11 protein-coding genes are annotated in these 14,556 nt (G+C 67.6%); 7 read left to right on the forward strand and 4 right to left on the reverse strand.

All coding sequences use genetic code 11. The annotated features are described in order from the left end of the window. Positions 1 to 3: 3 nt before the first annotated feature. The gene (locus KQ910_RS08365; RefSeq protein ID WP_216958250.1) at positions 4 to 1,221 is read right to left on the reverse strand and encodes an MFS transporter; all 1,218 of its coding nucleotides are present in this window, start codon (positions 1,219 to 1,221) and stop codon (positions 4 to 6) included. A gap of 187 nt (positions 1,222 to 1,408) precedes the next feature. Here KQ910_RS08365 and KQ910_RS08370 point away from each other — a divergent pair, with 187 nt between their 5' ends. Further along, positions 1,409 to 2,383 carry a Bug family tripartite tricarboxylate transporter substrate binding protein gene (locus KQ910_RS08370; RefSeq protein ID WP_216958252.1) on the forward strand — a complete coding sequence of 325 codons (975 nt, stop codon included), beginning with the start codon at positions 1,409 to 1,411 and terminating at the stop codon, positions 2,381 to 2,383. A gap of 22 nt (positions 2,384 to 2,405) precedes the next feature. Beyond that, positions 2,406 to 4,166 carry a flavin-containing monooxygenase gene (locus KQ910_RS08375; RefSeq protein WP_216958254.1) on the forward strand — a complete coding sequence of 587 codons (1,761 nt, stop codon included), beginning with the start codon at positions 2,406 to 2,408 and terminating at the stop codon, positions 4,164 to 4,166. A gap of 100 nt (positions 4,167 to 4,266) precedes the next feature. Here KQ910_RS08375 and KQ910_RS08380 read toward each other — a convergent pair whose 3' ends face one another. After that, the gene (locus tag KQ910_RS08380) at positions 4,267 to 5,457 is read right to left on the reverse strand and encodes a GntT/GntP/DsdX family permease (protein WP_216958256.1); all 1,191 of its coding nucleotides are present in this window, start codon (positions 5,455 to 5,457) and stop codon (positions 4,267 to 4,269) included. On the opposite strand from KQ910_RS08380, the gene KQ910_RS08385 reads away from it, so the two are divergent. Beyond that, positions 5,456 to 6,685, forward strand: a complete 1,230-nt coding sequence (locus KQ910_RS08385; protein WP_216958258.1) for a glycoside hydrolase family 5 protein — start codon at positions 5,456 to 5,458, stop codon at positions 6,683 to 6,685. The two genes, KQ910_RS08380 and KQ910_RS08385, sit on opposite strands and share 2 nt — an antisense overlap. Before the next feature lie 212 nt (positions 6,686 to 6,897). On the opposite strand, the gene KQ910_RS08390 is transcribed toward KQ910_RS08385, so the two are convergent. Then, complete coding sequence (locus KQ910_RS08390) at positions 6,898 to 7,947, reverse strand: glycosyltransferase family 2 protein (RefSeq protein WP_216958260.1); 1,050 nt, start codon at positions 7,945 to 7,947, stop codon at positions 6,898 to 6,900. 278 nt (positions 7,948 to 8,225) lie between these two features. Here KQ910_RS08390 and KQ910_RS08395 point away from each other — a divergent pair, with 278 nt between their 5' ends. Together KQ910_RS08395 and KQ910_RS08400 are read left to right on the forward strand one after the other, a co-directional pair. Next, a complete protein-coding gene (locus tag KQ910_RS08395) occupies positions 8,226 to 10,046 on the forward strand; it encodes a type I secretion system permease/ATPase (RefSeq protein ID WP_216958262.1) in 1,821 nt (606 codons plus the stop codon). Further along, positions 10,043 to 11,347, forward strand: a complete 1,305-nt coding sequence (locus tag KQ910_RS08400; RefSeq protein WP_216958264.1) for an HlyD family type I secretion periplasmic adaptor subunit — start codon at positions 10,043 to 10,045, stop codon at positions 11,345 to 11,347. Before KQ910_RS08395 ends, KQ910_RS08400 begins: the two co-directional genes overlap by 4 nt. A gap of 111 nt (positions 11,348 to 11,458) precedes the next feature. Here KQ910_RS08400 and KQ910_RS08405 read toward each other — a convergent pair whose 3' ends face one another. Beyond that, entirely contained in the window at positions 11,459 to 13,054 is a 1,596-nt protein-coding gene (locus tag KQ910_RS08405) for a GMC family oxidoreductase (RefSeq protein ID WP_216958266.1), read from the reverse strand. Between the two features lie 116 nt (positions 13,055 to 13,170). Between KQ910_RS08405 and KQ910_RS08410 the strand changes: the two genes are divergently transcribed. Together KQ910_RS08410 and KQ910_RS08415 are read left to right on the forward strand one after the other, a co-directional pair. Beyond that, entirely contained in the window at positions 13,171 to 13,614 is a 444-nt protein-coding gene (locus tag KQ910_RS08410; protein ID WP_216958268.1) for a hypothetical protein, read from the forward strand. 12 nt (positions 13,615 to 13,626) lie between these two features. Beyond that, positions 13,627 to 14,421 carry a glycoside hydrolase family 25 protein gene (locus KQ910_RS08415; RefSeq protein ID WP_216958270.1) on the forward strand — a complete coding sequence of 265 codons (795 nt, stop codon included), beginning with the start codon at positions 13,627 to 13,629 and terminating at the stop codon, positions 14,419 to 14,421. The last annotated feature ends 135 nt before the right edge of the window (positions 14,422 to 14,556 follow it).

Raw genomic sequence — 14,556 nt, forward strand, 5'->3', positions numbered from 1 at the left:
CGGTCAAACCGGCGGCGGCGCGGGCGGCCTCTTCCTGAGGGCCGCCATCATGCCGCCGGTCAGTAACAGTCCCATCACTGCCATGACGATCACCGCGCTGCGCGGGCCGAGCGCATCGGAGATCGCGCCGGCCGCGAGCTGGCCGAGCGGGGCCGTGCCGATGCACATCGTGACCACGCCCATCAGCCGGCTGCGCATCTCGGGCGGCGCCTCGGTGAGCATGAGGGTCGACTGCATGTTACCGAAACCCGCCGTCCCGAAGCCACCCAGCACGAGGAGCGCGAAGGCCAGCCAGTAGAACGGCGACAGCGCCATCAGGATCAGCGCGCACATGAACAGCGCCGCGCCGCCGGCGAAGGCCAGTCGCCGGTCCATGCGCAGGAATCCCGCCGCGATCAGCGCGCCTCCGATCAGCGCCCCCAGCGGCTCGCCGGCCGCCAGCAGGCCGACCAGCGCGGGAGAGACGTGGAACGCGCCCTGCCCGAGCGGCGCGACCAGGCCCGAATAGGCGAAGGCAAAGGCGTTGGTGACGATGGTGATGCCGAACACCAGCAGGATGGTGGGCCGCGTCCACGCGAAGCGCAGCCCCTCGGCGATCTCGTGCGGGATCCGAACGAGATCGAGCCGCCGCGTCACCTGCGCGTGGACGAGGCCGGCGATGGCGAAGGCGCCGGCGAACTGCACCAGCGCGGTGATCGTGTAGGCGCCCTTCATGCCCAGCCACTGGAACGCGATCCCGCCCAGCAGCGGGCCGACCGCGCGCGTCGCGGCCGAGGTCATGCTGTCGAGCGCGATGGCGTTGACGATGCGGTGCGGTCCGGCAACCTCGCCCACCATGCGGCGGCGGGTCGACATCTCCGTCGACCACATGGTGCCGGAAACGAGGTTGCCGACCGCCACGTGCCAGACCTCCAGATGTCCCGTGGCGGCGAGCGTGGCCAGCAGCGTCGAGATCAGCGCGGGCACGACGAGCGCCAGCATGAAGATCAGCTTGCGGTTCAGTGCCTCCGAGAGCGCGCCGGCGAACGCACCGAACAGGAGCTGCGGAAGCTGGCGCAGCGCCACCACGACGGTGACGGCGAAGGCCGAGTGCGTCGCTTCCCAGGCGAACAGGCCCGAGGCGAGCAGCTCCAGCCAGCGCATCGCATTGGCGAAGGCGCCGACCAGCCACAGTCTCAGGAAGTCGGGCGAACGCAGAAGCTCCCGGATCGGCGAGTCCATTGGTGGGATTCTATCAAACACGGCCGGCCTCCGGCCATGCGTCGTCCGGGGCAGGAGCGAAATCTTTCGCTCTGTAAGGTCAGGAGGCCTCGCTCGGCCCCGAGGACGCACGAATGGCGTCGAGGATGCTTGGGGCGCGGGGCGGTTGTGCTAGGCTCGACAAAACAGAAAAATCGGAGGAACACGTATGAAGAGACGTAGCCTGCTCGTCGCCGCGCTCGCCGCGCCGTCGATCGTCCCGGCCGTTGCGCTGGGCCAGGGCGCCTGGCCGAACAAGACGGTGAAGTTCATCTGCCCCTTCGCGCCGGGTGGCGGCACCGACACGGTGAGCCGGCTGATGTGCGACCAGCTCTCGAAGATCCTCGGCCAGACCTTCGTGGTCGACAACAAGGGCGGCGCGGGCGGCAACATCGGCACCGTCGAACTCGCGCGCGCCGCGCCCGACGGCTACACGCTGGGCCTCATCTCGGTGGCCAGCCACACGCTCAATCCGATGCTCTACACCAGGCTGCCTTACAATCCCGACAAGGACATCGTGGCGATCTCGCGCGTGGCGACTCTTGCCAACCTGCTGGGCGTGACGCCGTCGCTGCCGGCAAACAACGTCGCCGAGCTGATCGCGCTCTGCAAGAAGGACCCGGGCAAGTATTCCTTCGCGTCGTCGGGCCCCGGCACGTCGCTGCATCTGAGCGGCGAGCTGTTCAAGAAGATGGCCGGCGTCGACATCATCCACGTGCCCTACAAGGGTGCGGGTCCGGTCTATTCGGACCTGATGGCGGGCATCGTGAACATGATGTTCGCCAACATGCCCTCGATGCTGCCGCAGGTCCGCTCCGGCAAGCTGAAGGGGCTGGGCGTCACCTCGGCGCAGCGCTCCAAGGCGGCGCCCGAAATTCCGGCCATCGCCGAGACCGTGCCGGGCTATGTCGCCACCTCGTGGTACGGCATCGGCGCGCCGGCCGGCACGCCCGAGCCGATCCTCGCGAGGCTCGAAGCCGCCATCGCCGAGGCACTGAAGTCGCCGGACATCCAGAAGCGCTGGAGCAGCGATCTCGGCCTCGACCTGCCGCCGCCGGGCCGTGCCGGCTTCGACCAGTTCCTGGCCGAAGACCGCAAGCTCTGGGAGCCCGCGGTCAGGGCGTCGGGCGTGAAGCTCGACTGATCCCTCATCTGGAGTGGCGTTGATGTCCGTACAGTTTGCTGAAACTCCCGACGAAGCCGGGGAAATCGCGGCGCGCTGGCTCGACTCGTTCGGGGCAGCGCTTCAGGCGCAGGATGCCGTTGCCGTCGCGGCGACCTTTATCTCCGACGGACATTGGCGCGACGTGCTCGCCTTCACCTGGGACGTCGTCACTCATTCCGGGCGGACGGCGATCGAGGCGGCGCTGGCGCCGGTGCTGGCGCGAACCGCGGCGAGAGACGTCCATATCCCCGCCATGCGCACGCCGCCGCGTCGCGTGAAGCGGGCGGGCATCGACTGCATCGAGACGATCTTCGAGTTCGAGACGGCCTTCGGTCGAGCCAACGCCGTCGCGCGTCTGGTCGACGATGGCGGAACGTGGCGGGCGTGGTCGCTGCTCACCACCCTCGAGGAACTGCACGGCTGGCCCGACGGACGGCCGCGCGAGTTGAGCGACGCCGAGCGCTACAGTCGCGACTTCGGCGGCGCCAACTGGCTCGACCAGCGGGTGAAGGCGCAGGCCTACGAGGACCGTGATCCCGTCGTGCTCGTCGTTGGCGGCGGGCAAGCGGGCCTTGCCACCGCCGCGCGCCTGCGGGCGCTGGGCGTGGATACTCTGATCGTCGATCGTCACCAGCGGATCGGTGACAACTGGCGGCGGCGCTATCACTCGCTCACCCTGCACAACGAGGTGCACGTCAATCACCTGCCGCTGATGCCGTTCCCGCCAACTTTCCCGGTGTTCATTCCCAAGGACAAGCTGGCGAACTGGTTCGAGTCCTATGTCGAGAATCTCGATCTCAACTACTGGACCGACACGCAGCTCACCTCGGGCCACTACGACGAGGGCGCGCAGCGCTGGACGGTGACGCTGAAGCGTGGCGACGGGACGGAGCGCGTGCTGCATCCGCGCCATGTCGTCTTCGCCACCGGCGTGAGCGCCATTCCGATCAAGCCGTCGCTGCCGGGTCTCGACTCCTTCACCGGCACGGTGATGCATTCCGGTGCCTATACGAACGGCGCGGCCTGGAAGGGACGCAAGGCGATCGTGGTCGGCACCGGCAACAGCGGCCACGACGTGGCACAGGATCTCTGCGCAAGCGGGGCCCATGTCACCATGGTGCAGCGCAGCCCGACCTATGTCGTGTCGATCCGCGAGGCCCAGAAGGTGTACTCGATCTACACCGAGGGCCTGCCGTTCGAGGATTGCGACCTGCTGGCCGCCGCCTCGCCCCATGCGGTGCTGCAGCGCGCCTACCAGCTCTCTACCGCCGAGATGCGCGGGATCGACCGCGATCTGCTGTCGGGACTGGAGAAACGTGGTTTCCGCCTGACGTTTGGCGAGGACGATACCGGCTTCCAGATGATGTATCTGCGCCGCGGCGGCGGCTACTACTTCAACGTCGGCTGCTCCGATATGATCATCGACGGGCGCATCGAGCTGATGCAGTACGACGACATAGACCGGTTCGAAGCCGGCGGCGTGCGCCTGAAGGACGGCACCTTGCACGAGGCCGAGCTGGTGGTCGTTGCCACCGGCTACAAGAACCAGCAGGAGACGGTACGCGCCTTCCTGGGCGACGCGGTGGCCGACCGGATCGGTCCCGTGTGGGGCTTCGACGAGGGCGGCGAACTCGCCAACATGTTCAAGCCGACGCCTCAGCCCGGCCTCTGGTTCATCGCCGGCAGTCTGGCCCAGTGCCGCATCTACTCGCGCTATCTCTCGTTGCAGATCAAGGCGCGGGAAGAGGGGCTGATCGCTTGACGCTCGAAGCGTCTCATTGGAGCGCGCCACTCCAGTAACGCTCAAGCTTCGTCGGTGGTCAAAGGCATGAGCGCAACTGGAGTTGCGCGCTCCCTTGACTCTAAATGAACTGGCGGATTGCCGCGATGACCACTAGCGCGCCGATCGCCATGACGGCGCTGCCAAGCGAGATCACGTAGAGCGCGCGGCCCGGCGACAGGCGGCCCATGTGGGCGGCGATCCAGAAGAAGGGATCGTTGACGTGGCAGATCGCCATCGAGCCCGCGCCGATCGCGGCGGCGGCGATGGCGCGGCCCGAGGCGCTGTCGAGGCCGAGCGCGGGCAGCATCGGCTCGACCATGCCCGAGGCGGTGAGCACGGCAGTGAGCGAGTTGCCCTGCATCGTCTTCACGATGGCAGCTGCCAGGAAGGGCGTCAGCACGCCGTAGCGCGGGTGCAGCGCATATTCGGCCAGCAGCTCCGACATGCCGGTCTCGTCGAACACGCGGGCGAGGCCGCCCGACGCGCCGACTGCCAGCAGCAAGGGCGCCCAGGACCGGCCGGCCAGCGCCGAGGGCTCCCAGCGACGCGCCAGGACGATCGCGAGCGTGATCGCGATGGCCGTCAGCATCAGCGGCTTGGAGATGCCGATGTAGAGTTCGCGCGAGCCGCCCTTGCCCAGCGGCTCGCTCGGCATCTGGGCGACCGACTGCAGCACGAGCAGCACCAGCGGGATGCCAATGCACAGCCAGGCCCAGGAGAGCTGCCCTTCGACCGGCGTCGATGGCACTTGCCGCGCGACATGCCACCAGCCCAGGGCGACGGCCGCCGCGGCGACGGGCAGCGCGATCATGAATTCGGTGCGGATGTTGGCCTTCATCACCGACGCTGCCGCAACGGCCAGCGGTGAGGGGGCGAGCAAGGCCGCGACGGCCAGGAGGGTGAGGGCGAGGCCCAGCGCGCGGCGCGGTGCGTCCTGACCCGCCGGCTGCAGCAGCGCCAGCCCGCCCGAGGCCGAGGCGCCCAGGCCTGCCACGATGCCGGCGGCGGCCGACGTGCCGGTACCGAGCGGCGTGCGCAGCAACAGGGAGCCCACCAGCGCGCCTGCGACGACGAGCAGGCCGGTCTGCTCCAGCGCCGTCGTGAAGCCCAGTCCGAAGGCCTTGCCGACCGACTGGAAGGTCATGTCCGCGGCGATGCCATAGACGACGACCGTGGCCATGATCGCCAGGAAGGCCGGCAGGCGTACCCGCTGGATCAGGAAGACGATGGCGGCGACGGCGATCGGGAGCAGGAGGGAGGCGAGAATCATGACGGGACGAACCTTACTGGCCTGCTACAGTCCCGTCATGCGCCTCCTCGTCGCTCTCCTGATCCTGTTCGGTCTCGTCGCGCCCGCCGCGCAGGCCGAGGCGCTGGTTCGCATCGAGGGCAAGAACTTCGTGGAGCCCGACGGCCGCATCCTGCGCCTCAAGGGAATCAGCCTCGGCAACTGGCTGATGCCCGAAGGTTATATGTTCAAGTTCGAGGTCGCGAAGTCGCCACGCCAGATCTACGGCGCGTTCGACCGACTGCTGGGACCCGAACGCGCCGCCGATTTCTGGCGGCAGTATCGCGACCGCTACGTCACCGAGGACGATATCCGCTTCATCAAGTCGGTCGGTTTCAACATGGTGCGGGTGCCGCTGCACTGGCGGCTGTTCATGGGGGCCGACGGCGAGATCGGGGGCGAGGGCTGGTCGCTGCTCGACCGCGTGGTCGGCTGGGCCACCGCCGCCGGGCTCTACGTGATCCCCGACCTTCATGCGGCGCCAGGCGGACAGACCGGCATCAACCACGATGACGGGCCGGGCTATCCGCTCATGTTCTATGTGCGTCGCGATCGCGATCTCACGGTGAAGCTGTGGCGCGCCGTGGCGCAGCGCTATCGCGGAAACCCGGCGATCCTGGGCTACGACATCCTGAACGAGCCGATCGCGCCCTATCACGACGTGGCGACGCTGAACGCGCGGCTCGAACCCTTCTACAAGCGCGCGACGGCGGCGATCCGCGACGTCGATCCCGAGCGCATCGTGATCCTGGCGGGCGGCCAGTGGAGCTCGAGCTTCGCGATGTTCGGTCCGCCCTTCGCGAAGAACCTCGCTTACACCTACCATTCGTTCTGGGCGTCGACGAAGCGCGACTCGATCCAGCGGCACCTGAACTTCGCCAACCTTTACGACGTGCCGCTGTTCCTCGGCGAGACCGGCGAACTGACCGACGAATGGAACGAGCGCTTTCGCCGCCTGCACGAGATGCACGACATCGGCTGGTCGTTCTGGACCTACAAGAACCTCGACACGCCATCGACCATCGTCTCGATCACGCGACCCGACGGTTGGAAGGAGATCGTGGCCTATGCCGACGGCGCCACGAAGGAGAAGCCGTCGCCTGAGTTGATCGATCGCGCCGTCGCGCAGTACCTCGACGGGATACGGTTCAGGAACGGCACGGTGCGCTGGAGCTACCTGGCCTCGCTTGGCCTGAAGAGTGCTCCGTAGACAATCATCTTCCTCCCCATTCAAATGAGGAGGTCGTCGTCTTGCGACGACGGAGGGGTCAAGAGGCGGTCGTTCGTTCTTCTTCGCTCCCAGGCATCGCAAGGCGATGTCCTGCTGCTACCGAGCTGAGCTTCGCTCGGACCATGACCCCATCGCCCCGTATGACGGGGCACTTCCCCATCTGAATGGGCAAGCGGTTGATCTCCGGCGGTTCAGTGTCCGCGGCGCCACTGCCGTCCGGACGAGCCCGGCTTGCCGATGCCCAGAAGCGCCGACATGCGCGCTTCCACCGAATCGCGGAAGCGGATCCAGTTGCCCTTGCTGCCGGGCGACTCGGCATCGAGCGCGCGGCGGACCAGCGCCTTCGAGTTCGCATGCCGCCAGTCGCCGAACGCGGCGCGGATGGAGGTCGCCTCCTCGTCGAGCATGCGCTCGACCAGGCGGAGGATGTGGTTGCGGATCGGGCCCCAGTCCTTCGTCGAGGAATTGTAGGTGCCGCCCATGACGGTCGCGTTCGAATGCTTGTTGGAGCCGTGCATGCGATAGGCGTAGAGCGCGTCGTGGATAGCGACGGATCCCGTGAGCAACCCGGCGAAGGTCGACAGGTAATAGTCGAGATAGAGCTTCAGGTCGCTGTCGGGCACGACCAGCACGAGGTCCACGAAACTGCGCCGGAACATCATGCTCGCCATGCTGTTCGTGGCACTGAGCGACGTCCATTGCGGATGGAACGTCACCCGTCCGTTGGTCGGGAAAGTAAAATCGCCGGTTGCCGGATCGATGCGCGGCACGACATTGGAGTCGAAGGCCTTGCTGGACGCCTCGCCCTTGTCGAACCACCAGGCGGTGCCTGCCAGGAGGCGATCGTCGGCGTCGATGATGTGCGAATCGCAATAGGTGAGCGACACGGGAAACGCGGCGTTCATGTGCACGCACAGATGCCGCTCGATGAAATTTTCGTACCACTTGTCGTCGGAATCGAGGAAGCCGACGAACGGCGTATCCAGTTCCGCGAGGCCGCGCTTGATGGCGCCGGTCTGCCCCACATTGGCGTCGAGGCGGATGTAGTTGAACCGGGAATCGTTCAGGCGCGACAGGCAGCTGCGGATTTCCTCGTCCGATCCGTCGGTCGAGGCATCGTCAATCACGATCGTGCGCAGGTCGCGGCAGGACTGGCGCGCGACCGATTCGATCGCCCGTCCCACGAAGGCGCCGTTGTTGTAGTTGGCAATCACCACTCCGACCGGAGGCGTTGAAGGCATACTGACTGGTTCCGTGTGACTTGATTGAACTCTGGGCGGGGCGGTCGCACCGATCCTGCGGCGGCAGATTGAAGATGGGCGACGATGGCGGCCACTGCAACCTCGAGCGGATGCCTAGGTTTGGCCTGCCATTGCCCATCCGTAAAGACTCTGATTCGCAGTCAAAAGCGGTTTTTTGCAGTCGAAAGGGAGAGACAGCCGCAGTTTGTCGATGGTAGTGGGTCTGGTCGGCTCGCCGTCCGGGGACGGCCGGGCTGCCGCCAAAGGATCAGACGAGAATGGCGCAGGCCCCATCTCCTGCCGGATCGCCACGCACCGAGCTGGCGGAAACACTAAAGTCGTGCCGCTCCTCCTATCTGGGCGTCGCGGTTTTTACAGCCGTCCTGAACGTCCTGTATCTCACCGGCTCCTTCTTCATGCTGCAGGTCTACGACCGGGTGCTGCCGAGCCGCAGCGTTCCGACCCTGGTCGCACTGTGCGTGCTGGCGCTCGGCCTCTACGGTTTCCAGGCGGTGCTGGACATCGTCCGCAACAGGGTCCTGATCCGGATCGCCGGCGGGTTCAGCGAGGCGCTGGACCGCCGAATTTATCATCTGCTGGTCAAGCTGCCGCTGCGGGCGCCGCAGATGAGCGGCTTCGAGCCGGTCCGCGACCTCGACGCCATCAGGACGTTCATGTCCGGCGGCGGCCCGCCGGCCCTGTTCGACCTGCCCTGGATGCCGCTCTACCTCGGCATTTGTTACCTGTTCCATCCGCTGATCGGCCTGACGGCGACCGTCGGTGCCCTGATCCTGGTCGTCATCACCTTCCTGACCGAGGTCAAGGTTCGACAGCCCTCGATCGAGGTTTCGTCGCTTTCCAGCAAGCGGAGCGGGCTGGCCGAGGCCAGCCGGCGCAATTCAGAGGTACTGCACGCCATGGGCATGGTCGGCCGATTTGCCCATCAGTGGGCGGATTACGGCCGGCGCTACGTGAGCGCCCACCAGCGGGCCGGCGACATCACCGGCGGCATGGGCAGCTTTTCCCGGGCGCTCCGCATGGCGCTGCAGTCGGCGGTACTGGCGGTCGGTGCCTATCTGGTGATCAAGGGGCAGGCGACGGCGGGCATCATCATCGCCGGCTCCATTCTGTCGGCCCGGGCGCTGGCGCCCGTGGAGCAGGTGATCGCCCAGTGGCGCGTCTTCGTCGCGGCCCGCCAGAGCTGGCACCGGCTGAACAATCTGCTGGCCCGCATTCCGGACGATCGCGAGGTCATGGCGCTGCCCAAGCCCAAGGCCACCCTGTCGGTCGAGGCGGTCAGCGTGGCGCCCCCGGGCGTCAATACGCTGGTCGCGCGCGATGTTGCATTCTCTCTGAAGGCGGGCCAGGGCCTGGGCATCATCGGCCCCAGCGCCTCGGGCAAGTCCTCGCTCGCCCGTACCCTGGTGGGCGTCTGGCGCCCGGTGACGGGCAAGGTCCGGATCGACGGCGCCACGCTCGACCAGTGGTCGTCCGAGGCCCTCGGCGAGCATATCGGCTACCTGCCGCAGGACATGGAGCTGTTCGCCGGCACGGTCGCCCAGAACATCGCCCGCCTCGAGCCGGAACCCGACGCCAAGAAGGTGATCGCGGCGGCCCAGGCGGCCGGCGTGCACGAGATGATCCTTGGCCTGCCCAACGGCTATGAAACCGAGATGGGCGAGAGCGGCACCGCCCTCTCGACCGGGCAGCGCCAGCGCGTCGGACTGGCGCGCGCACTCTACGGAGAACCGTTCCTCGTGGTGCTCGACGAGCCCAATTCCAGCCTCGACCATGACGGCGAGGAGGCCCTGACCAAGGCGATCATGTCCGTGCGGGCGCGAGGCGGCATCGCCATCGTGATCGCCCATCGCCCCAGCGCGCTCGCCGCCGTCGACCAGCTTCTCGTGATGCGGGCCGGCCGGCAGCAGGCCTTCGGACCGAAGGACGCCGTCCTGCGCGAGACGCTGAAGGCTGCCGGTCCTCAGCCCGGCTCGCCGCCGGGCGCTCCGGGTGCCCCGGGCGGAGCGGCACCGCCGACACCACTGCGGGCCACGCTGGGTCCGGTGGCGCCCATCGTGCGCGCCAGGGAGCCGTCATGAAGCCCACCGTTTCCATCCCATCGCTGACGCGCCGCCCTCTCGTGATCGGCATGGCCGCCTGTTTCATCCTCGTCTTCGGGGTTGGAGGGTGGGCCGCCACGACACAACTTTCCGGCGCGGTGATCGCGCCCGGCAAGCTCGTCGTCGACACCAATGTGAAGAAGATCCAGCACCCGACCGGCGGCGTCGTCGGCGAGCTCCTCGTCAAGGAAGGCGACCGGGTGAAGCAGGGCGACGTGGTCGTCCGGCTCGACGGCACCCAGGCCAAGGCCAATCTCGGCATCGTCACCAAGGCGCTCGAGGAGATGGCGGCCCGCCAGGCGCGCTTCGAGGCGGAGCGCGACAACGACAATTCGGTCGACTTTCCGCCCGAGCTGACTTCACGCGCGAAAGATCCCGAAGTCGCGCGCCTGATGAGCGGCGAGCAGAAACTGTTCGAGATGCGCCGCACCGCACGCAACGGCCAGAAAGCCCAGCTGCGCGAGCAGATCCAGCAGCTCAACCTGCAGATCGAAGGCATTCAGGCGCAGGAAGCCGCCAAGGGCAAGGAACTGAAGCTGCTCGCGCAGGAACTGGAGGGTGTCCGCACGCTCTGGAAGCAGAACCTCGTGCCGATCAGCCGCGTCACGCAGCTGGAGCGCGACTCGGCCCGGATGGAAGGCGAGCGGTCGGCGCTCATCGCCTCGCTGGCGCAGAATCGCGGCCGCATCGCCGAGCTGGAACTGAAGATCCACCAGATCGACCAGGATCTCAGCACCGAGGTCGGCAAGGAATTGGCCGAGATCCGGGCCAAGAAGTCCGAGATGACCGAGCGCCGGATATCGGCCGACGATCAGCTCAAGCGCATCGATCTCGTGGCGCCGCAGAACGGCAGGGTGTTCCAGCGCAACGTCCACACGGTCGGCGGCGTCGTCCAGGCCGGCGAACCGCTCATGCTGATCGTGCCCGATTCCGATTCGCTGATCGTCGATGCCAAGGTGCCCCCGCAGGACATCGACCAGGTTCACATCGGCCAGCATGCAGTCCTGCGCTTCGCGGCCTTCAACCAGCGCACGACACCGGAAGTCGACGGCGAGGTCATCCATATCGGTGCCGACGTCACGCAGGAGGACAAGGCGACCGAGCCTTACTACTCGGTGCGCATCCGCGTCGCCGAAAGCGGGATGGCCAGCCTGCAGGGCCTGCAGCTTCTGGCCGGCATGCCGGTCGAAGCCTTCATCCAGACCACGCCGCGCACCGTGGCCTCGTTCCTGGTGAAGCCGCTCACCGACCAGCTCGCGCGAGCGTTCCGCGGGCGTTGATCATTCGCCTCCCCATTCAGATGGGGAGGTGTCGCGTCTTACGCGGCGGAGGGGTCATGACCCCATCGCCCCGTATGACGGGGCACTTCCCCATTTGAATGGGGAAGGGGGCTACATCGCGTCCCGCAAAATCATGTCGGCCGCCTTCTCGCCGATCATGATCGACGGCGCGTTGGTGTTGCCGGAGGTCAGCGTCGGCATGATCGAGGCGTCGGCGACGCGCAGGCCCTGGATGCCGTGGACGCGCAGCCGCGCATCGACGACGGCCATCGCATCCGAGCCCATCTTGCAGGTGCCGACGGGGTGATAGGTCGTCTCGGCGGCCTTGCGCACCCAGTCGAGAATCTCGTCGTCGCTGTTGCCCCCGGGGCCGGGCGCGATCTCCGTCACCTGCAGCGGCGCCATCGCCGGCGCGGTCATGATGGCGCGGGCGATGCGCACGGCGCGCACGGTCAGTTCGCCGTCGACCGGCGCCGACAGGAAGTTGAAGCGGATCTCCGGCGCCTGGCGCGCGTCGGCGGAAACGATGTGGATGTGGCCCTTGCTCTCGGGTCGCATCGGATGGGCGTAGCAGGAGACGCCCGACTGGCGCGCGATCCGCGGCCCGCGCGGGCCCGCTTCGGTGAACATCGGCACCCAGCCCAGCAGCAGGTCGGGCGCGGCGAGCCCTTCGCGCGAGCGCACGAAGGCACGCAGCGGCGCGCCGACCATCGAGAGAAGACTGTCCTGTCTGAACGCCCAGCGCAGCGCCTGGTTCACGAGGCCGAGGCCACGGCCGCGATCGTTGAAGGTCACGCCCTTCCTGCCGACGGTCCACCGGGTGCGCGGCGCATAGTGGTCGCGCAGGTTCTCGCCGACGCCCGGCAGGGCATGGCGGACCTCGAGGCCGAGGCTGCGCAGCCGGTCCGGCTGGCCGATGCCCGACAGTTCGAGGAGCTGCGGCGAGTTGATCGACCCGCCGCTCACGACGACCTCGCGGGCCGCGCGGGCCTCGTGCGAGGCCTCGCCGATCCGGTATCGGACACCGGTGCAGCGCTTGCCGTCGAGCAGCAGAGACGAGGCGAGCGCCCCGGTCACGATGTGGAGATTGGGACGCTTGCGGGCGGGATCGAGGTAGCAGCGCGCGGTGCTCATGCGCCAACCCGAGGCGATGGTCGCCTGGCTCATGGCGATGCCGTCCTGCTTCGCGCCGTTGTAGTCGGGGTTGTGGGCGATGCCGACTTCGCCGGCCGCCTCGATCACCGTGGCGTAAAGTGGATTGAGCGGCTGGGGATTGGTGACACGCAGCGGCCCGCCCCGTCCGCGAAAGCGCTCGTCGCCTTCCTCGTAGCTTTCCATGCGCTTGAAGAAGGGGAGCACGTCCTCGTAGGCCCAGCCCTGGTTGCCCATCTGCGCCCAGGTGTCGAAGTCCTGCGCCTGGCCTCGCACGAAGGCCAGCCCGTTGATGGCGCTGGAGCCGCCCAGCAGCTTGCCGCGCGGCACCGGGATGCGGCGGCCATTGGTGCTGGCCTCGGGCTCGGAACTGTAGAGCCAGTTGACGCCCGGATTGGTGATCAGCCGGGAGTAGCCGACCGGGATGCGGGTCCACGGATGGTCGGCGGGGCCGGCCTCCAGCAGCAGCACCTTGTTCTTCGGATCGGCCGACAGCCGGTTGGCAACGACGGCGCCCGCCGAACCGGCGCCGACCACGATGAAGTCGTATTCCATTGCGCCAAGTATCCCGCGCGGGTTACCGCCTGTCGACTGCCGCGACGACGGCCCGACTTTACGCGGGCCGATGTTTGGGCATGATGGCGCCCCCGACAACCCCGAAGGAAAAAACCATGCGCGGTGTCTCCCTCCTGCTTCCCCTCGGCCTCTCGCTCGCCTGCGCCGCCGGCCTTGCGCACGCGCAGCCGGCCGCCGTCGACATGACAGGCACCTGGACGGGGACGAACAGGAGCATCGTGAGCGGCCTGCCGGCGCACTTCCCTGTGACGTCGCCCGCGACGATCGTCGACGGCAACCGGCTGGTCGAGCTCAAGATCACCGTGAAGATCGACGGCCAGGACGAGGGCCGCTTCTGGGGAACGCTCTCTTCGGAATCGAAGGCCGAGCCGATCATCGGCGTCATCGGATCGGACGGAAAGCGCGTGCGCATGATCGGGCAGGGCGGCAGCGCCATCGAAGGCACGTTGCTCGACGACGGCACGCTCGAACTCTTCTATACGGAGAACCGGGCGGGCGTTTCGGTGGCCGCCACCAACGTGCTGAAGAAAGCCAAATAGGAACTCCCCGCGATGATCTCACGCAGAAGCATGCTGGCGGGCCTTGCCCTGCCGGCGCTGGCCGGTTGCGGTGGCCCGACCCCGACCGCCTCGTCTTCCTCGGCGACGGGCCAGACGCGGCCCGGCCTCGATGCCGTCATCGACATCAGCCACAACGTGAAGGTCACCAGCTTCGCCGCGGTCCGTCGCAGCAACATCCTCGCCGTCATTCACAAGGTGACCGAGGGCGGTGACTGGTTCGATCCGTCCTATGCCTCGCGCCGTCGCCAGGCCGAGGCGGCCGGCCTCCTCTGGGGCGGCTATCATTTCGGCACGCGCCAGTATTCCGGCGAGCGCCAGGCCGAAGCGTTTCTCTCGGCCTGCCAGCCCGGCCCGCAGACCGTGATGGCGCTCGATCTCGAGCCCAACGACGCCAACCCGCGCAACACGATGCGGCTCGACCAGGCCGAGGCCTTCGTCCGCACGGTGCAGAAGGCCACGGGCCGGCTGCCGATGCTCTACGCCCATCCCGCCTGGGCGAACGGCGAAGTCTACGGCCGCAAGCGCCTCCGGCTCGACGCCGCCGTGGTGCCGGGCTCGCTCCTGTCGCGCTGCGACCTGTGGCTCGCCGACTATCGCGAAGAGCCCCGGCTGCCCAACGCCTGGTCGAAATGGACGATCTGGCAGTACGTCGCCGACGAGACCGTCCAGAACTTCGCCTATGGCAGCGAACCGCGCCACGTCGAGGGCGTCGGCCATTGCGACCGCAACATGTACAACGGCGACGCCGCCAGCCTGAACCGGTGGTGGAAGAACGGCGGGCGGTAGGCCGAGCCTCGCTCGGCCTCCTGAGCGTCAGGACATCGCGGAGCGATGTCCGGGAGCGCCGAAGGAAGAGCGATCACACGAAGCTCATGACCCCTCCGTCGCGTAAGACGCGACACCTCCCCATTTGAATGGGGA

Origin of the sequence: Reyranella humidisoli (assembly GCF_019039055.1) — a bacterium.
GTDB classification, from domain to species: domain Bacteria; phylum Pseudomonadota; class Alphaproteobacteria; order Reyranellales; family Reyranellaceae; genus Reyranella; species Reyranella humidisoli.

Excerpts from the sequence above, each read along its gene's own strand:
- KQ910_RS08365 (WP_216958250.1), bottom strand. The coding sequence starts at position 1,221 with ATGGACTCGCCGATCCGGGAGCTTCTGCGTTCGCCCGACTTCCTGAGA.
- KQ910_RS08370 (WP_216958252.1), top strand. The coding sequence starts at position 1,409 with ATGAAGAGACGTAGCCTGCTCGTCGCCGCGCTCGCCGCGCCGTCGATC.
- KQ910_RS08375 (WP_216958254.1), top strand. The coding sequence starts at position 2,406 with ATGTCCGTACAGTTTGCTGAAACTCCCGACGAAGCCGGGGAAATCGCG.
- KQ910_RS08385 (WP_216958258.1), top strand. The coding sequence starts at position 5,456 with ATGACGGGACGAACCTTACTGGCCTGCTACAGTCCCGTCATGCGCCTC.
- KQ910_RS08380 (WP_216958256.1), bottom strand. The coding sequence starts at position 5,457 with ATGATTCTCGCCTCCCTCCTGCTCCCGATCGCCGTCGCCGCCATCGTC.
- KQ910_RS08390 (WP_216958260.1), bottom strand. The coding sequence starts at position 7,947 with ATGCCTTCAACGCCTCCGGTCGGAGTGGTGATTGCCAACTACAACAAC.
- KQ910_RS08395 (WP_216958262.1), top strand. The coding sequence starts at position 8,226 with ATGGCGCAGGCCCCATCTCCTGCCGGATCGCCACGCACCGAGCTGGCG.
- KQ910_RS08400 (WP_216958264.1), top strand. The coding sequence starts at position 10,043 with ATGAAGCCCACCGTTTCCATCCCATCGCTGACGCGCCGCCCTCTCGTG.
- KQ910_RS08405 (WP_216958266.1), bottom strand. The coding sequence starts at position 13,054 with ATGGAATACGACTTCATCGTGGTCGGCGCCGGTTCGGCGGGCGCCGTC.
- KQ910_RS08410 (WP_216958268.1), top strand. The coding sequence starts at position 13,171 with ATGCGCGGTGTCTCCCTCCTGCTTCCCCTCGGCCTCTCGCTCGCCTGC.
- KQ910_RS08415 (WP_216958270.1), top strand. The coding sequence starts at position 13,627 with ATGATCTCACGCAGAAGCATGCTGGCGGGCCTTGCCCTGCCGGCGCTG.